This is a genomic window from Veillonella sp. S13054-11, from assembly GCF_002959795.1.
Taxonomy (GTDB): Bacteria; Bacillota; Negativicutes; order Veillonellales; family Veillonellaceae; genus Veillonella; species Veillonella parvula_E.
Genome location: NZ_PPCY01000009.1, coordinates 1 through 23,647, shown reverse-complemented (window position 1 = coordinate 23,647; position 23,647 = coordinate 1). Strand labels below are relative to the sequence as shown.

At 36.2% G+C, this 23,647-nt stretch carries 24 protein-coding genes, 1 tRNA gene and 1 pseudogene; 17 read left to right on the top strand and 9 right to left on the bottom strand.

The window, feature by feature from the left end:
* The first annotated feature begins 26 nt into the window (after positions 1 to 26).
* The 3 genes from VPHSUH08_RS08800 to VPHSUH08_RS08790 are packed head-to-tail and all read left to right on the top strand — an operon-like array spanning position 27 to position 1,868.
* Positions 27 to 632 carry a MotA/TolQ/ExbB proton channel family protein gene (locus VPHSUH08_RS08800; protein ID WP_077707807.1) on the top strand — a complete coding sequence of 202 codons (606 nt, stop codon included), beginning with the start codon at positions 27 to 29 and terminating at the stop codon, positions 630 to 632.
* A complete protein-coding gene (locus tag VPHSUH08_RS08795; RefSeq protein WP_004694558.1) occupies positions 629 to 1,033 on the top strand; it encodes a biopolymer transporter ExbD in 405 nt (134 codons plus the stop codon). Before VPHSUH08_RS08800 ends, VPHSUH08_RS08795 begins: the two co-directional genes overlap by 4 nt.
* Positions 1,034 to 1,037: 4 nt before the next feature.
* Positions 1,038 to 1,868, top strand: coding sequence for a hypothetical protein (locus tag VPHSUH08_RS08790; protein WP_105087259.1), 831 nt, complete (start codon positions 1,038 to 1,040; stop codon positions 1,866 to 1,868).
* 154 nt (positions 1,869 to 2,022) lie between these two features.
* On the opposite strand, the gene VPHSUH08_RS08785 is transcribed toward VPHSUH08_RS08790, so the two are convergent.
* Positions 2,023 to 2,433 carry a hypothetical protein gene (locus VPHSUH08_RS08785; protein ID WP_004698294.1) on the bottom strand — a complete coding sequence of 137 codons (411 nt, stop codon included), beginning with the start codon at positions 2,431 to 2,433 and terminating at the stop codon, positions 2,023 to 2,025.
* A 180-nt stretch (positions 2,434 to 2,613) separates the two neighbouring features.
* Here VPHSUH08_RS08785 and VPHSUH08_RS08780 point away from each other — a divergent pair, with 180 nt between their 5' ends.
* The 11 genes from VPHSUH08_RS08780 to VPHSUH08_RS08725 all read left to right on the top strand — a co-directional run bounded on the left by VPHSUH08_RS08780 (position 2,614) and on the right by VPHSUH08_RS08725 (position 14,854).
* Complete coding sequence (locus tag VPHSUH08_RS08780; RefSeq protein WP_004698199.1) at positions 2,614 to 3,561, top strand: zinc metalloprotease HtpX; 948 nt, start codon at positions 2,614 to 2,616, stop codon at positions 3,559 to 3,561.
* Positions 3,562 to 3,707: 146 nt separating this feature from the next.
* On the top strand, positions 3,708 to 5,003 hold the full coding sequence (purB, locus tag VPHSUH08_RS08775) for an adenylosuccinate lyase (protein ID WP_008714679.1): 1,296 nt from the start codon (positions 3,708 to 3,710) through the stop codon (positions 5,001 to 5,003).
* A 230-nt stretch (positions 5,004 to 5,233) separates the two neighbouring features.
* Positions 5,234 to 6,412: an MFS transporter gene (locus VPHSUH08_RS08770; protein WP_024061494.1), complete on the top strand. Its 1,179-nt coding sequence runs from the start codon at positions 5,234 to 5,236 to the stop codon at positions 6,410 to 6,412.
* 191 nt (positions 6,413 to 6,603) lie between these two features.
* On the top strand, positions 6,604 to 7,887 hold the full coding sequence (locus tag VPHSUH08_RS08760) for an adenylosuccinate synthase (protein ID WP_008602060.1): 1,284 nt from the start codon (positions 6,604 to 6,606) through the stop codon (positions 7,885 to 7,887).
* Positions 7,888 to 8,425: 538 nt separating this feature from the next.
* Positions 8,426 to 8,770: a helix-turn-helix transcriptional regulator gene (locus VPHSUH08_RS08755; protein WP_004694570.1), complete on the top strand. Its 345-nt coding sequence runs from the start codon at positions 8,426 to 8,428 to the stop codon at positions 8,768 to 8,770.
* A 2-nt stretch (positions 8,771 to 8,772) separates the two neighbouring features.
* The gene (gene dinB, locus VPHSUH08_RS08750) at positions 8,773 to 10,245 is read left to right on the top strand and encodes a DNA polymerase IV (RefSeq protein WP_105087258.1); all 1,473 of its coding nucleotides are present in this window, start codon (positions 8,773 to 8,775) and stop codon (positions 10,243 to 10,245) included.
* 88 nt (positions 10,246 to 10,333) lie between these two features.
* Positions 10,334 to 10,618, top strand: a complete 285-nt coding sequence (locus VPHSUH08_RS08745) for a hypothetical protein (protein ID WP_004694573.1) — start codon at positions 10,334 to 10,336, stop codon at positions 10,616 to 10,618.
* A 316-nt stretch (positions 10,619 to 10,934) separates the two neighbouring features.
* Positions 10,935 to 12,398 carry a catalase gene (locus VPHSUH08_RS08740; RefSeq protein ID WP_012864949.1) on the top strand — a complete coding sequence of 488 codons (1,464 nt, stop codon included), beginning with the start codon at positions 10,935 to 10,937 and terminating at the stop codon, positions 12,396 to 12,398.
* 359 nt (positions 12,399 to 12,757) lie between these two features.
* A complete protein-coding gene (locus VPHSUH08_RS08735) occupies positions 12,758 to 13,759 on the top strand; it encodes a 5'-nucleotidase, lipoprotein e(P4) family (RefSeq protein WP_105087257.1) in 1,002 nt (333 codons plus the stop codon).
* 48 nt (positions 13,760 to 13,807) lie between these two features.
* Positions 13,808 to 13,884, top strand: a tRNA-Arg gene (locus tag VPHSUH08_RS08730).
* A 139-nt stretch (positions 13,885 to 14,023) separates the two neighbouring features.
* Positions 14,024 to 14,854 (top strand): type II restriction endonuclease, encoded by an 831-nt coding sequence (locus VPHSUH08_RS08725; protein ID WP_105087256.1) that lies wholly within the window; start codon positions 14,024 to 14,026, stop codon positions 14,852 to 14,854.
* A 22-nt stretch (positions 14,855 to 14,876) separates the two neighbouring features.
* On the opposite strand, the gene VPHSUH08_RS08720 is transcribed toward VPHSUH08_RS08725, so the two are convergent.
* The 8 genes from VPHSUH08_RS08720 to VPHSUH08_RS08685 form a co-directional block, all read right to left on the bottom strand.
* Positions 14,877 to 15,791 (bottom strand): Dam family site-specific DNA-(adenine-N6)-methyltransferase, encoded by a 915-nt coding sequence (locus VPHSUH08_RS08720; RefSeq protein WP_105087255.1) that lies wholly within the window; start codon positions 15,789 to 15,791, stop codon positions 14,877 to 14,879.
* 102 nt (positions 15,792 to 15,893) lie between these two features.
* A complete protein-coding gene (gene xerC, locus VPHSUH08_RS08715) occupies positions 15,894 to 17,087 on the bottom strand; it encodes a tyrosine recombinase XerC (protein ID WP_199176065.1) in 1,194 nt (397 codons plus the stop codon).
* A complete protein-coding gene (locus VPHSUH08_RS08710) occupies positions 17,084 to 17,272 on the bottom strand; it encodes a helix-turn-helix domain-containing protein (RefSeq protein WP_105087254.1) in 189 nt (62 codons plus the stop codon). Before VPHSUH08_RS08710 ends, xerC begins: the two co-directional genes overlap by 4 nt.
* A 64-nt stretch (positions 17,273 to 17,336) precedes the next feature.
* Positions 17,337 to 18,068 carry a hypothetical protein gene (locus VPHSUH08_RS08705; protein WP_009660737.1) on the bottom strand — a complete coding sequence of 244 codons (732 nt, stop codon included), beginning with the start codon at positions 18,066 to 18,068 and terminating at the stop codon, positions 17,337 to 17,339.
* Positions 18,069 to 18,070: 2 nt separating this feature from the next.
* A complete protein-coding gene (locus tag VPHSUH08_RS08700) occupies positions 18,071 to 18,991 on the bottom strand; it encodes a relaxase/mobilization nuclease domain-containing protein (RefSeq protein WP_105087253.1) in 921 nt (306 codons plus the stop codon).
* 405 nt (positions 18,992 to 19,396) lie between these two features.
* Positions 19,397 to 19,597 carry a hypothetical protein gene (locus tag VPHSUH08_RS08695; protein ID WP_038141045.1) on the bottom strand — a complete coding sequence of 67 codons (201 nt, stop codon included), beginning with the start codon at positions 19,595 to 19,597 and terminating at the stop codon, positions 19,397 to 19,399.
* Entirely contained in the window at positions 19,581 to 20,567 is a 987-nt protein-coding gene (locus VPHSUH08_RS08690) for a toprim domain-containing protein (protein WP_105087252.1), read from the bottom strand. The genes VPHSUH08_RS08695 and VPHSUH08_RS08690 overlap by 17 nt, the downstream gene beginning before the upstream one ends.
* A 270-nt stretch (positions 20,568 to 20,837) precedes the next feature.
* Positions 20,838 to 21,005 (bottom strand): helix-turn-helix domain-containing protein, encoded by a 168-nt coding sequence (locus VPHSUH08_RS08685; RefSeq protein ID WP_105087251.1) that lies wholly within the window; start codon positions 21,003 to 21,005, stop codon positions 20,838 to 20,840.
* A 175-nt stretch (positions 21,006 to 21,180) separates the two neighbouring features.
* Between VPHSUH08_RS08685 and VPHSUH08_RS08680 the strand changes: the two genes are divergently transcribed.
* From VPHSUH08_RS08680 to VPHSUH08_RS08670, 3 genes and pseudogenes are all read left to right on the top strand, one after another.
* Positions 21,181 to 22,131: a helix-turn-helix transcriptional regulator gene (locus VPHSUH08_RS08680; protein WP_105087250.1), complete on the top strand. Its 951-nt coding sequence runs from the start codon at positions 21,181 to 21,183 to the stop codon at positions 22,129 to 22,131.
* A gap of 177 nt (positions 22,132 to 22,308) precedes the next feature.
* The gene (locus VPHSUH08_RS08675) at positions 22,309 to 23,226 is read left to right on the top strand and encodes a DUF1837 domain-containing protein (RefSeq protein ID WP_105087249.1); all 918 of its coding nucleotides are present in this window, start codon (positions 22,309 to 22,311) and stop codon (positions 23,224 to 23,226) included.
* Positions 23,226 to 23,647, top strand: a pseudogene (locus VPHSUH08_RS08670) (helicase); the annotation flags it as partial. The gene VPHSUH08_RS08675 and the pseudogene VPHSUH08_RS08670, both read left to right, overlap by 1 nt.

Below are 23,647 nucleotides of genomic sequence, written 5' to 3'. Positions count from 1 at the left end.
AAGGTATGTGGCTTTTGGAGGTTAGTATGAGTAGTATAGCGCATTTATTTGTAGCTGGTGGATTTGTTATGTATCCGCTGGTGATTTTTTTACTGTTTACCTTGATGATTGGCATTGAACGTATCTTTCTATATCGCAAGTTTACAAAGGACTTGCGCCGTTTTAATAAGGTCTTAGAGAAGAATCAATCTTGGATTATGTTACCAAGTGTTTTAGAACGGGATACAGAGGAACTTGGTTCTTTATTTGCCCGTGCTATCCGCAATGCAAAGAATTATAATGGCTTGGAAAATCGCCTTCAAGATGTGGTGTCGTACGCTGATGAACGTTTAAAACGCGGCCTTAGTTGGCTCAGCATGGTTGTAACAATGGCTCCGTTATTGGGGTTGCTAGGGACGGTCCTCGGCATGATTCGTGCGTTTGCTGTGGTAGGCGGCGATATTGGGGCTCCGACCATTATTACAGGTGGTGTTTCTGAAGCCTTAGTGGCAACGGCTACAGGTTTGACCGTGGCCATTATTGCCCTTGGCTTTCACAGTTACTGTGCAGCAAAGGTTAATGATTCTGTGGCGACATTAGAACATGAGTGCGGCAACATCCTTGATGCGTACAACGAGGAACATGATATATGAGACGACGCACGTTAGGGGTTAAAAAAGAGCCTACCATCATGATTATTCCTATGATTGATATCGTATTTTTTTTATTAGTATTTTTCATGGTAGGCACGCTGTACATGAATACAGAGCAACAAATTCCGCTTAATTTACCATCTGCATCGACGTCTACGGCGAAATCTATCGAACCTATCACCATTACCTTAACTACAACGCACACGCTATATATCGATAATCAGGAAATCTCTTCGGATCGCTTGGCGCAAGAGGTCAAATCTATCGTTACACAAGCACCTCAACAGGCCTTTGTGATTCGTGCTTCAAAAGATGTATATTATAACGATGTTATCGAGCTTTTGGACATGCTCAAGGTGAACGGTGCTAAATATATTAGCGTCGCTACGGAACGGAAGTGATTCCATGTTTGAATCACATTATCTGAAACCTTTTATTGTATCTTTAGGCATTACCATCATGCTTATCTCTGGCATGGGGTTTTCCTTGCGTGGCATCGTTGGAACCGGTGTGGCTTATGATGCTGCAGAGGTTAGCTTTCATCTGCCTGAGGATAGTGAAAGTGATGCGGAAACTACGGCTATTGAGCCTATACCTAAGGATAAGCCACCGGTTGAACCTCCGACTCCAGAAGGGCCTGCGCCTAAGGCAGATCCTCTTGTAACGGAAAATACAGGTGATGAAAGTGCTCACAATTTAAATGCCAATAAGACTACATCTAATGCTCGTCGTGAATGGGCCGTTCCAAAGGTCATAGAATCGGAAACGACTAATAATGAACAAGCTGTAGTTACGGGTGGAAATGATTCCAAAGACGGGAAATTCTCTAAACCTGACAATGCTCCTATGGGTAAGGATATAACATCTGATCCGAATGCCAATGGAAACGGCTTTGCCGAAGCTAGTGATTTATCCTTCCTATCTGATCTTGCGTGGGGACTCCTAACACCAGGTCAACAAGCGCTTTTACAAAAGTCGGATATCAACCCCCAAGAATATTTACGAACTGTACAAGAACAGGGGAAGGGGTCAATCGTAACAGGTAAGGTTGTAGTGCGCGTTAACTTTGACGTTAATGGACATGTCATCGTAGGAGAACATACACCGCTCATCGCAGAAGATGTGCCGCAACCAGTCAAAGAGGAAGCAATACGCATTGTTAAAAGCAGTGGTTCTATTATCAATCGAAGAGGGGAACCTGTATATCTAGCGGTTCCTGTTGTATTAGGACAATAAAGAGGCATATCTTACATACATTAGTATGGGATATGCCTCTTTGTTATGGTTGTAAAAAATGATTGTATTGATTGATACTATGTATTACTATGAAATACTTGTTCTATCTGAGTCATGTTGAGTTATATTTCAAGGATTAATTATATGTATTGTATTAATTTTGATTGGTAAGTATTGTTTTCGTGGAGTTGAAGACGGCTAGATATACGATGGCGCCGCCGATGAATAATGTGACTTGCATAGGAGTGCTGAATTGATCAGCTCGCCACAATGCAAAAGCATAGAAGAACATGGTAATCAACATGATGAGAAATGCGATGATAACGCGTACATTTGTGTTTACTGCTAAGGATGTAGTAATACGCGATTTATTCGTCATTACGTAAATTAAAGATACTACGATGTCTGCCGTAAAGATGGAGAAGATAAAGTTATAATCAAACTCGCCAAAAAGGACTACCGCCAAGCCGATAAAGCTGAGCCCAAAGAATAGACGTAATAGAATACCTATAGTATTAGATTCGTTGCGCTGTGCGCGGCGTTCCTTACGATTTAAAGTTGCCATGAAAGCCTCCCCCATAGTAGAAATGTTTGTTACTATTAGTATAAAGCTCGTGTATAGATTGAGCAATTATTCGCAGTACATTTAGTCTGTATGTTTATTATATATCACAATGTATAGCTATGATATATTATAAATTAATTTATTACTATATAACTATATGAGAAATCAAAGTGAGAGATTATGATTCAAGTTATTCTTACCTATATTGTTAATGTTATTATTGTATTTGTATTTTTTCCTATTTTAGAATCTGTAGTTCAATATGTGTATCCGTTTTCATGGGACTGGCTTATAAAACCGCTACATTTAGTGGATAAGCTCGATGTATATATTATTATATCCTTTGCGTTGCCTATTATTGTGGCCATCGGATTATTTTTGCCACCTTTTAGTTGGATTGTCCATGTATTGCAAGGTGAAAGAAAACCAAATGCAGAAGAATCTGAATATATTGAACCGCTGTTTGAGGAATTATGTGCATTTAGCGGTGTAGCACGTAACTCACTGATATTGCGCATGCGTACAGATGAGGAAATTAATGCCTTTGCATCTGGATTAAATCACATTACGATTTATACAGGAGCCTTGTATTCGTTAGATAAACGGCATTTATTAGGTGTTCTTGCCCATGAATTAGGCCATTTACGGCATCGTGATACTATCTATTTAACCATTACCTATGCTATGGATCGACTAGGGCAATTAATTTTAAATCTTGTAATATATCTAAATTTTGCTTTAAATATACTGGCTATTATACCAATTGTTAATATCGTAGTACGTATTATTCAATTAATTCTTATCGTTATGATTGCAATCGTGAAATATGTACTTCTATTACCGAAGTGGATTACCTATTATTTTGATAGCCGTCGTCGAGAGTATGCTGCTGATGCCTATGCCGTTTCGATTGGTTTGGGGCGGGAGCTGCGTGATGGTCTAGTTTCATTAGGACTTGCTACTGAACAAATTGGTATTCTAGAGAATGGTGAATTATATGATTGTGAAAGTACAGGATTTTTCAGTCGCTTGTTTATTACTCATCCAAAAATGATTAAGCGAATACAACGTATCAATGAAGGGATAGAGGTATATAATCTCAAGCAAAGTCTTAAAGAAAATCGTTAAAGTGATAATTAATTTAATAAATACGAACAATAAGTAAAATTAATATAATTATCATTCGGAAAATTTAGTTCCGTTCGTTGAATGGAGCTTTCACATATGGTACAATAATCCTATAAATCTAGCTTTTATCATGCAAAGGAGATATCATGATACCACGTTATACACGAGAAGAAATGGGCCATATTTGGAGCGAACGCAACGAATTCGACACAATGTTATTGGTGGAGACCCTCGCATCTGAGGCACAAGCTGAGTTGGGCGTTATTCCTAAAGAAGCGGCGAAAACAATTCGGGAAAAGGGCAATTTCGACGTTGAGCGCATTCATGAGATCGAAAAGGAAACGAATCATGATATCATTTCCTTCGTAACAGCAGTGGGCGAATACGTAGGTCCTGAAGCGGCTAAATACATCCATCTTGGTCTTACCTCTACAGATGTGAAAGATACGGCGCTTGGGTATATGATGAAACAAGCCTGTGATATCTTAATTGATGATTTAAAGCGTTTGCACGAAGTATTGCGTCGTCGTGCAGCTGAGTTCAAATACACACCTATGATTGGCCGTACCCACGGTATCCACGGCGAACCAACTACATTCGGCTTGAAATTGGCGTTGTGGATGGCAGAGGTAGAACGTGATATTGAACGCATGGAACATGCGCGTAAAAGCGTTGCCGTTGGTAAATTGTCTGGCGCTGTTGGTACATACTCCAATATCGATCCATTCGTAGAACAATATGTGTGTGAAAAATTAGGTCTTGAACCTGTTAAAATTGCTACACAAGTGGTGCAACGTGACCGTCACGCTGAATTGTTGTCCACTATTGCTGTTGTAGGCGGCACATTGGATAAAATCGCTTTAGAAATCCGTCACTTACAACGTACAGAGGTGCGCGAAGCAGAAGAATATTTTAGCCCTAAACAAAAGGGTTCCTCTGCGATGCCTCATAAACGCAACCCTATCACATGTGAAAGAATTTGCGGTATGGCTCGCTTACTTCGTGGCTATGCACAATCTGCTTACGAAGATCAAGCATTGTGGCATGAACGCGATATTTCTCATAGCTCTGTAGAACGAGTTATCTTGCCGGATGCGACAATCTCGTTAAATTATATGTTGCACCTAACAATCCGAACCATTGATAAATTGTTGGTATACCCTGAAACTATGCTTAAAAATCTTAACCTTACAGGGGGCCTCGTATTTAGCCAAACAATTTTGACACACCTTGTAGACAAAGGTGCGGTACGTGACGAAGCATATCGTTGGGTTCAAAAACATGCTATGGAACGCTGGCTTGAAGGCAAAGATTTCGCAACAGGTTTAAAAGCTGATGAAAACATTAAGAAGTACATGACTGATGAGGAAATCGATGCATGCTTTGATCCGTATAAATTGCTAAGACATGTAGATACAATCATGGCTCGCTTTGGCCTATAATTGTAGGGTACTTCCCACATAACATATGAAAGACTAGGGTAGGTATAGACCAACAAGCCTATGGTACATGCAGTAGGTGTTGGCTATATCTACCTTTTTTGTTTTGAAAGCAATATGCCATTTTAGATAGAAGTATATTATTTTAACAGATAATTATAAATTAGTTTTCTAGCAGGCTTTTATATACTCGTCTTACATTAGGAAACCATCTATTTGTTTTAGGAGGTTATATGAAACGTATTATACGGAAGTACGGACCGCCTATTTTTCACTGTATTAATGACTTTGGTCAAGGTTCGCTGGCGGCCCTCATACCGTTTTTTATCGCTAACTTTGGCCTTAATTATTATCAATCGGCTTCCATCATTTTCTGTAATACCGTGGTGGCTTCCGTGGCACAGCCCGTATTGGGTTATGTGGCAGATCGGTGGCGCGTACCCTGGTTTATTCCCGTTGGGTTTACGGTGACTCTTGTGTCGATTAGCGCTATGGCATTGGCTACGAGTTACGAAATGATTCTTGCTTTGTCGCTCTTGGCCGGGGTAGGTGCTGCGTTATTCCATCCCGAGGCGGCTCTTCTTGTAAATCGTACGCAATCTCATGAAATCGGTAACGCCATGGGCCGCTTTGCAGTCGGCGGCAGTGCGGGCTTTGCGTTGGGACCCTTTATTGCTGGTGGTGTTTACGTCTTTGGGGGACAATTCCTTTGGGTATTTACGCTTATCGCTCTACTTGGTGTATTGTTATATCTTTATGCCTTTATGGGTGAGGGTGAAGCTGATACCGATGATACTGATATTGCTGATTCTGCTGATACTGGTAACCGTGAAAGCCGTGCTAAGGTTCTTAGTACCGGTACAAATGATTGGGTGAGTTTCGGTAAGTTATTTTTTGTGATTGCTTCTCGATCTATACTCTTCTCTGTATTGGCTATCTTTATTCCTATTTTGTATATTACTGTTATTAATGGTGAAGCCGGTGCATCTAGTTTGGCCCTTACTGCGTACTTCACGATGGGGGCAGTCCTTACCTATATGGGTGGTGCCTTATCTGACCGTTTGGGCTTCCTAAAAACCGTGCGCTTAGGGTATCTTATCTTCTTGCCATCTGTACTTGTATTTATCTTTGTACCTAATATATGGGGCTTCTTTGGTGCTATGATACCGATGGCTTTTGGTGTATTCTCACAATACGGACCAATTACGGTACTAGGTCAAAAATACCTTGCAAAAAATGCAGGCTTTGCATCAGGTATTACGCTAGGTCTTGGGATTACCTTAGGGGGCCTTGTGGCACCTTATGTAGGACATCTAGCAGATATCTATGACGTACAAACGGCATTGATGACCTTGATACCGGTAGGTGTTATAGGCTTATTGATGAGTTTTTGGTTAAAAGAACCAAAATGACATCTCTGTAATAGAGTAATAGAGCCATATTAAAGACGTGATGGCAACCCATCCTTAAAAACTTTACAGAAAATAGCGCATGCATTTGGAAAGAAACTAAAGATTGAATTTGTATAAATACTTTCACAGAATCCGAACATTGTTGTATAATGATATTGAATTATTTAGACTTTCATATGGAGGATATAGATATGGCAACTAGTATGGTTATCGGCACTCAATGGGGTGACGAGGGGAAAGGTAAAATTGTTGACTGGATCGCAGAACGTGCGGATGTTGTGGTGCGCAGTCAAGGTGGTAATAACGCGGGTCATACTGTTGTAGTTGATGATAAAGCGTTTGCACTTCGCCTTTTACCAAGTGGTATCTTATACGATAACAAACAAAATATCGTGGGTACTGGTGTTGTTATCGACCCTAAAGTTCTGCTACAAGAAATTGAAGGTCTTGAAAAGCAAGGCAGATCTGCTAAATCCCTTCAAGTTTCCAATCGTGCACATGTAATCATGCCATACCATATCGCTCTAGATACTGCGGAAGAAGCATCTAAAGGGGATGCTAAAATCGGTACTACTAAAAATGGTATTGGTCCTTGCTACGCTGATAAAATCAATCGTATTGGTATCCGTATCTGCGATTTGTATGATATGGAAACATTTAAACAAAAATTAGCGTACAATGTAGAGTTCAAAAATAAAATGCTTACTAAGGTATACGATGCTGAACCTGTTAGCTACGATGAAATCTTAGCGGATTACATCAAATACGCTGAAGCCTTGAAACCTTATGTAACAGATACTAATGCGGCTGTTCTTAAAGCTGTAAAAGAGGATAAAAAGGTATTGTTCGAAGGTGCTCAAGCTACTATGCTCGACCTTGATCATGGTACTTATCCATTTGTAACATCCTCTCATCCAATCGCAGGTGGCGCTTCCACAGGCGCTGGTGTGGGGCCTAACTACTTGAAAAACATCTTTGGCGTTGTAAAAGCGTATGCAACACGTGTTGGTGCAGGTCCATTCCCTACAGAGCTTCTTAACGAAACTGGGGATAATCTCCGTGAACTTGGTCATGAGTTCGGTACTGTAACGGGTCGTCCTCGTCGTTGTGGTTGGTTAGACCTCATGGTTGTAAAATACGCAGCAGGTCTTAATAGCCTTGATTACTTAGCTATTACACGGTTGGATATTCTTGATACCTTTAAAGAATTGAAGATCTGCGTAGGTTACAAATTGAATGGTAAAGACGTAGAAGGGTTTCCAGCTAACTTAAAAGATCTTGAAGCCTGCGAAGCAGTTTACGAAACATTGCCAGGTTGGGAAACAGATATTTCTGGTATCCGTGAATATGATAAATTGCCTGAAAATGCTCGTAAATATGTAGAACGTATTGCAGAAGTAACAGGCGTGCCTTTAGGCATTGTATCTGTTGGTCCTAACCGCAGCCAAACTATCGATCTAGTAAATGTATTCTAAGCTATACTAATTTGATATAATAGAAAATTTGCATTTGGTAGCATTGATAGAGTGTTATATATTTTAACATTTTTTGCTATGCAATCGATTTATAGAATTATACAGATTAGACCCCTCACAGAGGGGTCTTTTGTATTGAATGGATGCAGAATACAAACGTGGATCCTTATATCTAATCCTTTAGGTTGCTACAGTAGTGCGGTATATCGAAGTATGCTTTATAGTTATTAAAGCGTGAGCATATCGAGAAATATATAACGAATAATAGAGTGCAATTGTTATATATACAGAAAAATGTATATTCAAATAAACCTATCAAATGAAAAATTGTTTAAAATATTCATTTTATACAAATAGCTACGTGCTTAAATTAGTTTATAATTAGGCGAAATTTACTTATCTATAATTTTTTTGTATTCATAATAAATTATTAAGATACAAATATAAAGAAAAAAATAGATTTACATTAAGAAATAGTATATAATAGTACCAAGAAGTAGATTGATATTTTTTGATAAGGATCTGAGGAGTTAAAGATATGGTTGAAGTTTCTTACGAACGTTTAGCGACGATTTTTAAGGCATTAAGCGATGAAACAAGATTACACATCATCGATATGTTGTCTTGCAATGAATTATGTGCAGCCGATATTTTAGCGAGCTTCAATTTGTCTCAATCTACGTTGAGTTACCACATGAAAATCTTAATTGATGCAGGTGTAGTTAACTCTCAACGTAATGGTTTATGGACGCGTTACTCCATTAATGAAGCTACATTTGCAGATATTTTAGATATTCTCCCTCAATTATACAAAACTAAAGATGAGTGCATTTGCGCGCAAATTAAATACTGCCGCATTTCTGAGCACGAAAAAGAAGCGTAACAATGAGACGTTGGATTATGCATGTTGATATGGATGCATTCTTCGCGTCCATAGAACAACTGGATCATCCAGAGTATAAAGGCCACCCCGTAATCGTGGGTGGTCTTTCTTCACGTGGTGTCGTAGCTACCTGTTCCTATGAGGCCCGAAAATTTGGTGTTCACTCTGCGATGCCAATATCGAGGGCTAAGAAACTCTGTCCTGATGGGATTTATGTATATCCTCGAATGGATCGCTATAAAGAGGTGTCGAACCAAATTTTTTCCATTATGAAAGAATTTACCCCTTATATTGAGCCTTTATCTATTGATGAAGCCTTTCTTGAAGTGAGCGGCATGTCCACCATGTATAGCGGCCCCAAAGCGCTAGGACGAGCCATTAAAGATCGTGTATTCGAGAAAACAGGACTTATTATTTCTGCAGGCTTAGCACCCAATAAATTTCTTGCTAAATTGGCCTCTGATTTAGATAAACCTGATGGTCTTGTGGTCATCCCATACGGTCGTGAAAGAAAGGTGCTGGCTCCTTTGCCTATTAAACGTATTTGGGGTGTTGGTCCTCGGACAGAGAAAATTTTGAAAGCCGGTGGCTTTCACCTGATGCGTCATATTCAGTCTTTGCCTGATGAAAGTAGTTTAATTCCTCTCGTGGGTAATCAGGCAAAGCGCATATGGGAACTGGCGAATGGTATCGACGATAGACCTGTTGAAACAGATCGCAAGATACAATCAATTGGAGCTGAGGAAACTTACGAAGAAGACCTCACCGATGGCCGTGCTATTGAATTAGAATTTAGGTACTTTGCAAACCGTCTATCGAAACGGCTTCGGAGGCGTAACCTTCATGGACATACTGTATCTATCAAGGTTCGGTATGATGATTTTACGACCGTATCACGGCAGAAGCGGCTAGATACACCGTCAGACCAGGAACATGTATTTTTCGAAACAGCATTGATTCTGTGGAATAAATTGGTGCAGGATAAGACGAGTAAGCGGCCTAAAGAGTCTAAGAAAGATACGGAACCGTTAGGGGCCACTACAAAGGTAAAGTCTAGGAATTTTAAATGTAGTAGTTCTAAAGGGATTACCTGTATGGATCCGCCTGGCCCTATACGATTATTAGGTCTCACTGTGAGTGGCCTCGATGAGGAGGTTCCTATGCAGGATAGTCTCTTTGATTCTCTACAGGATGAAACAGAGGACAAGCTTGCTAGCGTGTTAGATTCGTTAGAGTCTAAATTTGGTGAGACTGCTGTTATGAGTGGCGCATTATGGCAACGCTTTCACGGAGACAATGGAATACGCAGAAAACGGTCAGAGTTGAAAGCGGCCGTGGATGCACAGACTGCTCAAGAGGATGGAGCATCTACTAAAGTTGATGCAGGCTCGACTAAAAAGGCTGATCGGTCTACAGTTACAGATATACACCCATCTATTGAAGAACCTAAAAAGATCCTCAAAAAGGACTTATAAAGTTTATATTGAATACTTTCACTAATATAATTGTTCATGTTACAATATGGGTGTAGTGTTAATAAATTACCGCAAGAGAGGTATAGATATGAGTTTATTTCGTGTGGCCATCCATTATGGCGTAAACAGTAATGGTTTCTTGTCCTATGACACAGAAACAAAAACAGTGTCCGTAGATTTACCTGAACAAGAGTGGGTTGATAAGGTAATCGCTTACTTGAATAATGAACATGCTATTGAGCATGCTACAGGTCTTGATACGTATGAACGGTTAACCGTAAAACCATTAGAATCTTTGGATAATCTTAAGTTAGCTTTAACACGCATGTGGGAAGCTATCGACGTACAAGTTGACTGGAGTCGTCCGGCATAAATTGAATGAAAACACCTTGTGATCTACAAGTTAGTAGAAACAAGGTGTTTTTTGTTTTGCGTATTTTTGTAGGTATATCTTAATAGGTTTTAAATATATAGCATTGAAATTCTCATTTTAAAATTATAAATGATATCGTGTATACAAGATTTGTAAAAGTTTAGGGTTGTTATGTTAAAAAATTTGTGATATTCTAATTACATATTAATGGATAATAATTATCCATTAATAATTTTTATCGTAATTAAGATGTATGATTTAAAAATTATGTAAAGTAAATTACTTTCATTTTGATCTCTAAGTAGGAGTTTGTAACATGAATAATGAAAAGAAACTAACAACAGCCTTTGGTGCTCCCGTACCAGATAATCGCAACTCTGCTACAGCAGGTAAACGTGGTCCTGTATTGATGCAAGATGTTTGGCTCATGGAGAAATTAGCTCATTTTGAGCGCGAAGTGATTCCTGAACGCCGTATGCATGCTAAAGGATCCGGTGCATTTGGTACTTTCACAGTAACCAATGACATTACAAAATATACGAAAGCAAAAATTTTCTCTGAAGTAGGCAAGCAAACGCCGTTATTCGTGCGTTTCTCCACCGTTGCCGGTGAGCGCGGTGCGGCCGATGCAGAACGCGACATTCGTGGCTTTGCCGTAAAATTTTATACGGAAGAAGGAAACTGGGACCTCGTAGGTAACAATACACCGGTATTCTTTATCCGCGATCCATTGCAATTCCCTGATTTGAACCGCGCTGTAAAACGGAATCCGAAAACAAATCTTCGCGATGCGACAGCAAACTGGGATTTCTGGACTAGCTTGCCAGAGGCAATCCACCAAGTAACAATCGTCATGAGTGACCGTGGTATTCCTAAATCCTACCGCACAATGCATGGTTTCGGCAGTCATACATACAGTCTTATTAACGAAAACGATGAGCGCGTATGGGTTAAATTCCATTGGGTTTGCCAACAGCCGATTGAAAATCTTTCCGATGCTGAGGCGGCTAATGTGGTAGCTAGTGACCGTGAAAGTCACCAACGTGACCTCTTTGAGGCTATTGAAAAAGGCGATTTCCCTAAATGGAAATTATGCATCCAAGTGATGACGGAAGAACAAGCTAACAATATGCCATACAATCCATTCGATTTAACAAAAGTATGGTATCATGACGAATTCCCATTGATTGAAGTTGGTGTGATGGAACTTAATCGCAACCCAGAAAATTATTTCCAAGATGTAGAACAAGCTGCATTTGCACCAACAACTATCGTTCCTGGTATCTCTTTCTCTCCTGACAGAATGCTACAAGGTCGTTTGTTCTCCTATGCGGATGCGCAACGCTATCGTCTAGGGGCAAATTATTATCAAATCCCTGTTAATGCCGCTAAATGCCCTGTAAATATCTATCACCGAGATGGGCAAGGTCGTATAGATGGTAATCATGGTTCTACAATTGGCTATGCACCAAATAGCTTTGGTGAATGGGCTGAACAACCAGAATTCAAAAATCCTCCTCTCGATGTATCTGGTCCAGCTTACCAATACGACTTTTATGAAGACGACTCTGACTTCTTTACACAACCAGGTAAATTGTTCCGCCTCATGAGCCCTGAACAACAACAAGTTTTATTTGATAACACCGCAGCGGCTATGAATGGCGTACCTGATTTTATCAAAGAACGTCATGCAAAACATTGTTACCAATGCGATCCAGCTTATGGTGAAGGCGTTGCTAAAGCCTTGGGTATGAACATCGATTTTAGCGATGTAAAATAAGACTAACGATACTATTTAAACAATATTAAAATAGTTTATCTAAACAATACTAACGATTGAAAAGAACTTTCTTAACTAATAACACTTTCACATTTATACAAAATACTAATCTATAAAAATCTAAATTCACACAAAATTTTTATACACTGATACCAATTATCTTATAAACACAAACAAATAAACCCCTTGAAAGAGCCTTTGCTAATCATATCTAAACTAAATGTTATTAAAGATATGTAGCAAAGGCTCTTTTATTGTGTTAGTAATATACAAATTTTAAAAGGATTTTAGTATAACTATGTAGAATTATATGATGTGTTGAATTTGCACGAAATGTTACATGTGAATAGGAGGCAGTTATGAAATCTAGTAGTTTGGCATGGTATGTGATGGTGGCTTGCATGGGAGGAAGCCTTTGTGTTGGATCTGTAGTACAGGCGAATTCTCCAGCAACGGTGAAAGCAAATAGCTTTGTTCCCGTAGCTATTGTAACGCAGGCTCAATCAGCTAAGGCGGTTACAACAGCTAAGAATGATGGAGTTAGTGCTACAGCAAATCATACAGTAACTAATAATGCAGTAGCTAATAATGTAGTAGCTAATGATGTGGTGGCACAGGAAGCCCTCAAGCAAAAACAACAGTACCAAGCCGAAACTGAAACGATGGGCTTGCTATGGATGCGCACCTCTGCAGAGTACAGAGCGTTGGCGTATCAAGGGTACAATGTGGCAATGAATGCCGTTAAGATGGCCGTTACTGATCCATCTCATCAAAGAAAACCTTTAGCTATCGTTCTTGATGCGGACGAAACTGTAGTGGATAATACCAAGTTGATGGGTGAAAGTATAGCAAACGGTAATGGTCGTTTTGATGCTCCTTGGTGGCGTCAAGCCGTGCATCAAGGAAAATCGCAAGCCATGCCTGGAGCCGTTGAATTTTTAAATGAAGTTCATAAACAAGGGGTAGAAATCTTCTATGTTTCAAATCGCTACGCACCTGTAAACCTTGACGTAACGATACAGAATTTTAAAGAACTAGGATTCCTATCTGTCGATAAAGACCATGTACTACTATTCGAAAAAGACTCTGATAAACAACCTCGCTTTGATATGATTGCTAAAAAATATTATGTCGTTGTATACATGGGCGATAACGCTGGTGATTTCCCTATTGGCACAAAAGGTAAGACCTTAGCTGAAAGAAATGCTATCATCGATGCTCATAAAGAGGACTTTGGTACTACCTTTGTAGTGTTTCCAAACCCTGCCTACGGATCTTGGGTAAGTTCGTTAGCGAAAGGCTACCAAAATCTAAGCCCAGAAGAACAAAAACAAGTGAATAACCAATACCTACAACAATAAGGACGCCTTGCGTATACTTTATTAAAAACGATATAATAAAGTATACATGCGTCTATAGCTCAGTTGGATAGAGCGGCAGTTTCCTAAACTGCGTGTCACTGGTTCGATTCCGGTTAGGCGCACCATAGATTAATACTGGCTTATAAGTTGATTAGAATTTTCTCTTATTATAGAAATAAGCCAATTAATAAGCCAGTTTTCATTAGTTTATAGATAGATAAACTATGTTAGTAGGTAAAATTATCTTTCGATTAAGTGAAAAACATGATTCCATATACAGATGATATAATTAATACAGTAAATAAATTATTGCCACAAGATGAAAGTGCTTGGGAGTTGGTTGGATTTATAAATAAAGAAAAAAATATATATACCTTTGGAAATGATTCGAAGATTATAGGTAGATTATTTGAAGTCATAATATTTGATACTTTAAATAAAGTTGCTAATGAGCTTGGTTATATATTAAAAGAGTCAGAAATGCAAACAGTTTATCCTGATTTTTATTTTATAAAGCCAGATGGAAGAAAGATAGCTATAGACGTTAAGACTACTTATAGAAGAAGTAACAATTCTCGCTATGGCTTTACTGGTGGAAGTTTTACTAGTTTTATGCGGAATGGTACTAAAAATATAGTTGGAAATTATTCTGATTATGATCAACACTATATCTTGGGCGTGGTATATACAAGAGAAAGCAATCCAACTACAGGTCATATAAATTTTAACAAAATATCAGATATAATACCTGCTTATAAAAATATAGAAGTATTTATTCAAGAGAAGTATAGAATATGTGGGGATAAGAAGGGGAGTGGGAACACTGATAATATTGGTACAATTAAGGCCAATTCTATAGAACCTTTTGTATATGGTGCAGGCCCCTTTTCTGTGCTAGGTGAGGAGGTTTTCCACGATTACTGGGTTAATCATCCTAAGTATACAGATAGTCCTGAAAAAGCAAATTCTTTATTTAATGATTTAGCATCATATATTGAATGGGTAAGGAAAAGCGATTCTGATAGAGCCGATGAATTAAATAGATTGTATGATCTATATAAGGATGAATATAATAATATATGGGGAAAAAAATAGAGCTATTTTTTAGCTCTATTTTTTATGTATCAAATAATGAGATTTCTATATTATCGTCTGGAATATTTTCAAAATTTAAGTTTTCGGGGCTTATTACAAGTGCTTCTATCATTTTATTCCTATTTAGTTCTTTACCACCTAAATGATAGAAATGCTCTGTCGTGAGTATTTTGCCTTTATTCCAAATCTCCATGTGAGTATTTTTTCTATACTGATTTTCATACCACATACTAAATGCAAACCCTGCTTTTCCGTTTTGGGTTAGAGTTGCCAATAGAATTGCATTTTCTTTGCTCCAAGAATCATAGTATCCATCATATCTATCGATATATGGTGGATCTAAGTATACAAAGTCACCTGATTTCATCATGTTAAAAGCTTCAGTAAATGGCATACATAAGAATTGCCAATCTTTATTATAGATAGTTTTTTCTACCCATTTGACTTGATTAACAATCTTTGTTATTAAAGCTTTTTTAAAACGATCTGGTTTACGTCCGAAAGGGACATTGTAGGCACCTTTGTTATTAAATCGAATCATGCCATTAAAGTTAGATCTTTGGAGAAATAGAAAATCTAGCGAACTATGGCTAGTATTAAATCTATCTCTAACAGTATAATAATATGAATTTTTATCTGGGGGCGTATTCTTTAATTTAATAGCTTCTTCTTCTAGAAATTCTCTTACTATTTTGGAAGTTATAATTCTATTCTGTATATCTTTGTAAAATTGTATAATATACGGATTTGTATCACTGAAAATAGCTTTGGTTGGGTTTAAATTAAAACCAACAACTCCTGAACCCATGAAGGGTTCAAAATATGTTCCGTTTCCATTCCATTTAATTGACTTAGCAATAAATGGTACTAGCTTTGTTTTTATGCCTTGTATTTTGATAGGTGGAATCTTAGGTGTAGAAATTTTTTTTGGTAACAATTGGTTAGCTCCTTAAGTATGAATGTCAATATTTCTAATATATCATAGATTATATACATATTGAAACTAGCTTGAGTGGAACTTTATTAATTAATGATTTTATTATAGATTTAATTTATCTAATGCAGTAATAGCGACAGCCTGATCAGCAAGTGCTACATGAGAGTAAATGTCTAAAGTAACATTAATACTAGAATGGCCTAAACGTTCTTGAACGATTTTAGGATTTACACCTGATAGAAGTAAAAGTGTGGCATGGGTATGTCTTAAATCATGAAATCTAACACGTCTATCTATTCCTGCTCGTTGTAGTAGTTGCTTGAATAACCTAGAGCTATAATGACGAGCGTGAAAGCCTTTACCAAGTAGTCCACCTATAATTCTATAATCATTTTCATAGAGATCTTCTAGCTCTTTCTTATAAGTGTTTTGAATCTTTTTGTGTTCTTTTAAAGCTGATATAAGACGTTGGCTTATTTGTATTTTCCTTCCGATTCCAGTATTAGGTGAGGTTATATTTTGCTCTTTAACTTCTGATTTTGACCGCTGAACAGTAATATAAGAATCAATTACTATATCGCTCCAACGAAGGGCCATAATTTCTCCTAAACGCATTCCTGTTTCAAGTGCAATATAGATACCTATATATAAATCTGCGGAGACCATTATCTTATGTGCGTTTTTAATTGTTTTGGCTTCCGCTAGCTCTTGTTGCGCTTGATTGATTAATGTTTGTGCTTCGTATTGAGAGAGAGGTTGTATCTCTGCTTTAGTTTGTTTGGGAGATTTAGTTAATCTCACAGGGTTTTTGTTAGTTAATCTTAGTTTTAAGGCAGTATCAATACAGTTAGCGAAATATCTGCGTTGATTTCGAACGGTAAAAGGAGATAATCCAGTATGGTTTCGTCCGCCATGGGTTAACTGTTTATTGAAATAGTTTTGAAGTTGTGTTGATTCTAATTGATCTAGTCGGTGCTTAGTAAAGGCTTGTCTGATAGGAGCTAGGCACACTTTATAGATTTTATATGTAGCAGGTCTGACCGCATTTTTTACATAAGTTTCTAACCATTCATCAATCCATTCACTAACCAGTGGGTTTTTAGTCAGTTTATTATCCTTAGATAGGCTAGCTTTCTTCCATTCTTTTGCTTTATGTTTTGCTTCTGCAGCAGTAGATCCATAAATATGTTTACGTTTTTTTATACCTAGTGAATCCTCATAGGTTAGTCTGACAACATAGTGATTGCGCTTTTTATCGTGAAAGATACTACCTTCACCATTACTACGACGTTTCATAGAGTATTTTTACCCTTGATTTCTATATTATATAGATAGCGTTGAAAATCATCCTGTTTTATTAGAATGCGACGACCTACTCGAGTTGTTGGAATCTCTTTACGATTAATTGCATTTACAATCGCTGTACGAGATACATTTAGATAACTTGCTATATCATTTATGGTGAGCCAGTTTTTATTCATCTTAATTCTCCTTTTTTAAGGTGTTAAAGGTATATACCCATTTATTATTAAGGTTTGCAGAGGATTATTTTCGCTGATTGTGTGCTTTTTGAGTTTCAACATATGTGGTTTGATTATCAGCATCAAACCAGTACTTCGTTTCTCCTTTATAAAGGGTGTGTATCATATTTATTTGTGTATATAACTCCTCTAAATGATTATTTAGTTTGTAATTATAATAGAATTGGAAGATAAGCATAGCGCTAAGAATAACTACTAATAACTTTTTTCCAAAACTCCAAAATTCAAGCGTTTCACGACCTTTATTTAGCATCTTTTCATAGTTTTCGATTGTTTTATCTAATCGATCACATTGTCCTTTACTATAAGCTATACCTGCCTCTTCAATATTTTGGAAAATCCGTTTTAAGTCAGCTGTGGTGCGTTCATGTGCTGAATTAGCTGCATTATCTATACGTTTATCTAAGTCTTTTATAGATCCGATAACATTACTGGTTATAGATTCAAATTTATTTGTTGATATATTAATTGTCTTCTCAAGAGACTCCATTAATTCACTTTCTTCTCTAATTTTTTTCTGGAGCAATTCTCCTAAAAAAATGACATCAGTACTTAATTGGAGGTTTTCTTTTTTTATATTATATAAACGTTTTGCAATTTCCTCTTCTTCTGTAAGTGGGGAATCTATTGAAATAGACTCTTTCTTTGGAGTGGAATAGCTACCTAATGAAAAACCACCTCTACTTCGACCATCATATTCTAACTCTTTACGACGCTTTTTATTTAGTATATTCATAATTACCTCCCTAATGACATAGAGCGTGTTCGTGCTAGTTTTCTTGTACGCTCTCTATCTAATGTTTTAGATTGCTCTAGTTCCAATGTTTTGGTTGCTATTTGTTGGGTATAGTTTTCTTTATTGATTCGAAAAATAGCTTGCATAGTATCTTTAGAAGAAAGATTATTTAATGTAAATGTTTTAGCTAAATTAGTATTACGCACTTTTTTTAAGGGGTCATTGATATAGGCGAATGTTATATGTTTGCGTGTATTGGACCAATTACAAGTTAATCCACATTCATTGCAACGCAATATAAAATCTGTCTTATTCTTTGCGTGTTCTAAAGCTGTATAAACCTTTTCTGCGATATCCGCTTTCCAAGATTTACCATGTTCAATTAGTTTATGTTCTATAATGTTATGTGTAACGACATGTCCTTGTTCATATTGTTTACGACCAATACTTAAAGTGGTATCTAAGCCTAGCTCATGTGCTTTTAATTGGACCTTTTCCATGATGTCATGCATCCCTTTTCGTCCGGCTATTTGTAGTTTATTACCAGTTTCAAGATTTACCGAGTTGATAACTATATGAACATGCAAATGTTCTGTATCATTATGCATCCCTAGCCAGATTTGATTGTCCGGAAATATTTTTTTTGTAATCTCTATTGACTTCTGGAATAATTCCTTAGGTGTAAATTTGGTTTCCTCTGCCGGCGAAAAGGCGAGTACCATATGATGAGCTTTACGCCCACCGTATTTTTGAAAGGTATCCCTAATAAGTTCAAAGTCGTGAATTGCATCTTTATAGTAAGGACTACAATTAATACCATCAGAAAATATAATACGGGTGTTAGTAGTGCCTTTTTCGTACTGTACGTACTTTATAGATCCCGCTGCGCTACTACTTCCTTTGCCTGCGCTAATAATTGCCATAAATCCTTTAGCTCCTGTTCGTATTCTACGGTTAAAATAGGACTTTTATAGTTACGTGTTATCATCCAATGGCGAATGGTATTGTAGTGTCGTTGTAGTCCTAATAAAGGCCGTAAAATTGCTTGTGTATCTATTTCATAGATTGTGATTTTGCCTTTTAGTATAGTTGTAAGTATAAATGCTGAAATCGTCATTCCAGTACGATTTGCCAATTCGTTAATAATAAGCCATTCATCATCTGTTAATCATATGTTTAGGCGGCGTGTTTTTCTTTGATTGTTCATTGTTAAATCCTCTTATGGGGTGCAGGGGACTCCCGCCCGTCGGAGACGAACCAAGCTACTTTACGTATAATGCATAAGCATTGTATGTACAAGTAGTATGGTTCGTACCGATGCAATCATATTAATACTCTGAATTTTGAGTACGCTGTAACAGTGTTTCAAGTTCCTTAATCGTGGTTATATTGTATGTTTTCTCTAAGTAGATAGCGATATGATTGCGTCGGGCTTGTAGGCGAGCATCTTTCTTCTCTTGTAGTTTGTTTAAACGCTCATTTGCAAGCCTTATTTTTTTGTCTAACTCTTCATCACTTATTCTTTTCATGGGTATAGTCCTTTTTTATGGTCATTAATGTTTTCTGTAATAGAGGTTGATTAAATATCAATAAATCGTTTATATCTTTGATATTTTCCGGAAGTGGTTCTTTAAAAAGATTCCATAAATTTATAGGTGGTGATAATCCTACTTTTGAGGAAATTATTTTGGCTAGAGTAAATGCATTTGAACCAGCTTCGTCTAGATCAAGTGCTAAAATAATTGTGGCTGAATTGTTTTTAAGAAATTCTTCATAAAAGTGTTTAAGTTTTGTAACGCCTCCTAGAGCAATTACATTGGGGTAATCACAAGCTAGAAGGGATAAAGCATCAATTTCTCCTTCGGTAATGATGAATGGTAGTGAGTTGTAAAATCTATTAGCAAAAAAGTAATCTCTTAAATCATAAGAACGATTATATTTAGGTTTTCTGTCATTATTAAATCTTTGGATAAAGCCCTTATCTCCAACTGGTATGATGTATGCATCTAGTGCTTCATCATAGTCAAGACTATATTCTTCGACAATATGTGATGGAATAGAACGTAATGACCATTTATCATCTATTAATACTTTATTAGTGGTGCATAAATCTATGTATTCTAAAATTTGTTGGTTATCAACCTTTTTGTGTTGATAGTATTCATAGTGGGCTGATGGAATAGGATTGTTTGGATCTAGATGAAAATAATTACAAATATAAAAGTATTGATTTACAAAGCCCTGTATATGATCTACAAGTTCGACTAGATTAAATAAATCTAGTACTAGACCACATACCTGACATTTTAATCTTAGTTTTCCATCCCTCCTCCCTTTATACAAACACATGGAAGGATTATTATCTGTATGATTTGGATTTAAACAGTGATATTTATAGCGGGTAGTGGTTGTTAAATTTTTTGATTTTAAGTAATCAGGTAAATATGTTTGTACAATTTTAATATGATTAGGTTCAATTGGGTATAGGTTTGTATTCATATATATGGCTTCTCTATGGTTGAAGATAAGTGGTATCTATCCACTAGTGATAGCGGGAAAAGCCTCTGCACATACTAAAAAAGGGTACACAAAATAACCCTGGCAGATTATTAAAATCTGATAGGGAATTGCGCACCCAAAAATGCGTAAAGTTTAATATAAACCTTGCGCATTAGACAGCTGTTATATATACTAATAGTGCAAGGATTTTTCTTTGAACGGGAAATACTTAGCGAAGCTCATAATGGTTGCCGCCATTATGGGCTTTTTTTATACATATTTTTGCTTTAGGGTTTCTGTATTAATAAGGACTTTTTTGCCAATCTTTATTGCAGGTAATTCACCTGCAGTAATCAGACGATATAGTGAAGAAACAGAGATTTTTCCTTCAAAGAAAATTTGTGAAGTTTCTTTGACTGTTAGAAATCGTTTGTCCATATGAGTACCTTTCTTTATGATAATAAATTTATGTTATAATTGAATTAAAACTTTAATCTGACTAAAAGTTTCTGTGAATATATAAAATTTTGTTTGTATTAAAAATAATATTTTGATTTAATCAAAATATTAAGTTAATAATACATAAAATAATAAGAAAGGTCAATACTTTTATATGAAATTAAATATACTAGAGAAAATTTCGGGAAAATCAAAGACCTTAGAATATAGTAACTTCCATTTTGGTGAGCGCCTTAAAAGTCTAAGAAGAAAATATAAGTTAAGCCAAGCTGATTTTGGTAAAAAGGTAGGTTTGACATTAGGTCAAGTATCTTCTTATGAGCGAGAAGCCTCTCAACCTACATTAGAAACAATTCTTAAGATAGCTCACTTTTTTAATTGTGCTTTGGAAGAATTAACGGATATCCCAATTCGGCACGATTTTTACTTTAATTGGATGTTAGATCAAAGTACACATAAACTTAGTTTTCAATATGATTATTCTAATAAAGTAGAATTCGATGCTAGAGCGGGATTGATTGGGATTACACAAAATGAATATTTAACATACGGTATTCAATCTGGTATTGGACCTGATGATTTAGCACTAGTTGGAGCTAATTTTCTTTTATTAGAATCACATAATAATAATGTTATACAGAAACATTTTGAAAGAATAGCGAATACTTTGGAGTCAATTCCTAGTGAAGATATTTTGTTAGGTTATTCAACTAAAGAATCTTTTTCACATAAAGTTGTACCTAAAGATGAAAATTTACGTATAGATGGATATCCACTATTAATCAGCTTGTATATGGCATTAGAAAAAAAATCATGGTTAGGTCATCCTGCTTGTTGGCCGACGAGAGGACCTAATATATTAGCTTTAAAATTATCTAGTGGCAAAATTATACGATTACATATTTCTAGTTTAGCTACGGGGTGTCAATTATATGCAAGCTATTCAGTTGAGTTAGAAAAAAGAATCAATAGTTGGCTTGAGTTAGATAAAAAGGAAGCTCAATCTTTAGCAATTGAATATGCACTTGAATGGAATGAGGCAAAAACAAAAAAAGAGATTGAATTTGAAGAAAAACTTATATCTGAAGGAAAGTCAATTAAATGAGGAAAAATTAGGGAAGGGTAATATTAGTATGGATTCTATTTAAGCAAATAGATTGTGGGGCGTAATTATATTATCGATATAAAGTAAAAAATAGCTATGTTTTATAAAGTTGGGCTTGAAGAAAATTTAATAGATTGAATTGAGATAATATAAAAATAGGTTTGGGTGAGGTAGTATATGAAAATAAATGAGTGCTCCAAGAGTGCAATTAAGCAGTTTGAACATATAAAAAAAATTTCTTTAGTTGATACTAATGATGAATTAGGACATATTGAATTATTTATATTCCCTATTAAATCGAAAGATTTTGATTATAGTACAGTTAGCGAGTGTTTATTACCCTCTGTTCCAGAATTCACACTATCTGCACATACGCAGGCGTTATATGCTAAAAGTCCAATGAAACTAAGCCAAGTTGCACGTGAAAAGTTTAAAGATGCGCTTAAAAATAAAGGGGAATTAGGTGAGTTTTTATTATTTTGCTTTTTAGAAGGCCATTTAGATGCACCTCAAATTATCGCTAAGTATGAATTAAAAACAGCCCAAAATATGCCTGTTCATGGATCCGATGGAATCCATATTAAACAAAATGAAAATAGTTATTACCATTTAATTTTTGGTGAGTCTAAAACTTATGCTACATTGAAATCTGCCATAACAGATGCTTTTAACTCTATAAACGAGTTTATGTTAGAGATTAATCAAACTGGTGATAGAAAGAGCGGGATAAATTTTGAGCGAGGATTATTGTCTCAACATATTGAGCATAGTGTCTTTGAAGATGATGATAAGAAAATTTTGGAGGCTTTAATTTATCCAGCTGCTAAATCAAGTGAGATTTCTATAGATGATGCATTTGGGGTTTTCATTGGTTATGAGATTCAGATAAAGCCAGAGCTGAAGGCTTTATCTCATAAAGAATTTGAAATGGCTATAAAAAAAATGATTATGGATCAAGTCAAGGATATAAAAGGGTATATTCTTGATAAAATTAAAAAATATGGGCTAGAAGGATATCCATTTTATTTTTATTTATTACCATTTACTAATATAGATCTTAATAGAACACAAATATTACAGGATGTGCTTAAATAATGAATGCATTACAATATTTAGCTGATAAAGCGGGTAACGATGAATACTTATCTTTATTATTATATGAATTAGAGGTAGATTATAGTCATTATATAGTGAATGACCTGAATCATATAAAACTGATTACATCTTTAAAATTAGGACATCTTTTGCGATTTGCAGATATATTATGTCGTTCAATGAATAGTGAACATAGGAATCTTTCATTAAAAATAATTAGTTTACTTTTAGAGTTTCAAGATTATAAAAAGGATGATTATGTAAAGCTAATTTGTATTAATACATTAGTTAAATTAGGGAATTTTCCATCTTTAGAATGTATTCCTAACAAAGACGCTTTTTTTGATATTGATGAAATTGGCGTTGATTATGATATTAAATGCGCTATGCAGGAATCTCCATTAGGTGATCCATTTACTGA

Excerpts from the sequence above, each read along its gene's own strand:
- VPHSUH08_RS08800 (WP_077707807.1), top strand. The coding sequence starts at position 27 with ATGAGTAGTATAGCGCATTTATTTGTAGCTGGTGGATTTGTTATGTAT.
- VPHSUH08_RS08795 (WP_004694558.1), top strand. The coding sequence starts at position 629 with ATGAGACGACGCACGTTAGGGGTTAAAAAAGAGCCTACCATCATGATT.
- VPHSUH08_RS08790 (WP_105087259.1), top strand. The coding sequence starts at position 1,038 with ATGTTTGAATCACATTATCTGAAACCTTTTATTGTATCTTTAGGCATT.
- VPHSUH08_RS08785 (WP_004698294.1), bottom strand. The coding sequence starts at position 2,433 with ATGGCAACTTTAAATCGTAAGGAACGCCGCGCACAGCGCAACGAATCT.
- VPHSUH08_RS08780 (WP_004698199.1), top strand. The coding sequence starts at position 2,614 with ATGATTCAAGTTATTCTTACCTATATTGTTAATGTTATTATTGTATTT.
- purB (WP_008714679.1), top strand. The coding sequence starts at position 3,708 with ATGATACCACGTTATACACGAGAAGAAATGGGCCATATTTGGAGCGAA.
- VPHSUH08_RS08770 (WP_024061494.1), top strand. The coding sequence starts at position 5,234 with ATGAAACGTATTATACGGAAGTACGGACCGCCTATTTTTCACTGTATT.
- VPHSUH08_RS08760 (WP_008602060.1), top strand. The coding sequence starts at position 6,604 with ATGGCAACTAGTATGGTTATCGGCACTCAATGGGGTGACGAGGGGAAA.
- VPHSUH08_RS08755 (WP_004694570.1), top strand. The coding sequence starts at position 8,426 with ATGGTTGAAGTTTCTTACGAACGTTTAGCGACGATTTTTAAGGCATTA.
- dinB (WP_105087258.1), top strand. The coding sequence starts at position 8,773 with ATGAGACGTTGGATTATGCATGTTGATATGGATGCATTCTTCGCGTCC.
- VPHSUH08_RS08745 (WP_004694573.1), top strand. The coding sequence starts at position 10,334 with ATGAGTTTATTTCGTGTGGCCATCCATTATGGCGTAAACAGTAATGGT.
- VPHSUH08_RS08740 (WP_012864949.1), top strand. The coding sequence starts at position 10,935 with ATGAATAATGAAAAGAAACTAACAACAGCCTTTGGTGCTCCCGTACCA.
- VPHSUH08_RS08735 (WP_105087257.1), top strand. The coding sequence starts at position 12,758 with ATGAAATCTAGTAGTTTGGCATGGTATGTGATGGTGGCTTGCATGGGA.
- VPHSUH08_RS08725 (WP_105087256.1), top strand. The coding sequence starts at position 14,024 with ATGATTCCATATACAGATGATATAATTAATACAGTAAATAAATTATTG.
- xerC (WP_199176065.1), bottom strand. The coding sequence starts at position 17,087 with ATGAAACGTCGTAGTAATGGTGAAGGTAGTATCTTTCACGATAAAAAG.
- VPHSUH08_RS08710 (WP_105087254.1), bottom strand. The coding sequence starts at position 17,272 with ATGAATAAAAACTGGCTCACCATAAATGATATAGCAAGTTATCTAAAT.
- VPHSUH08_RS08705 (WP_009660737.1), bottom strand. The coding sequence starts at position 18,068 with ATGAATATACTAAATAAAAAGCGTCGTAAAGAGTTAGAATATGATGGT.
- VPHSUH08_RS08700 (WP_105087253.1), bottom strand. The coding sequence starts at position 18,991 with ATGGCAATTATTAGCGCAGGCAAAGGAAGTAGTAGCGCAGCGGGATCT.
- VPHSUH08_RS08695 (WP_038141045.1), bottom strand. The coding sequence starts at position 19,597 with ATGAAAAGAATAAGTGATGAAGAGTTAGACAAAAAAATAAGGCTTGCA.
- VPHSUH08_RS08690 (WP_105087252.1), bottom strand. The coding sequence starts at position 20,567 with ATGAATACAAACCTATACCCAATTGAACCTAATCATATTAAAATTGTA.
- VPHSUH08_RS08685 (WP_105087251.1), bottom strand. The coding sequence starts at position 21,005 with ATGGACAAACGATTTCTAACAGTCAAAGAAACTTCACAAATTTTCTTT.
- VPHSUH08_RS08680 (WP_105087250.1), top strand. The coding sequence starts at position 21,181 with ATGAAATTAAATATACTAGAGAAAATTTCGGGAAAATCAAAGACCTTA.
- VPHSUH08_RS08675 (WP_105087249.1), top strand. The coding sequence starts at position 22,309 with ATGAAAATAAATGAGTGCTCCAAGAGTGCAATTAAGCAGTTTGAACAT.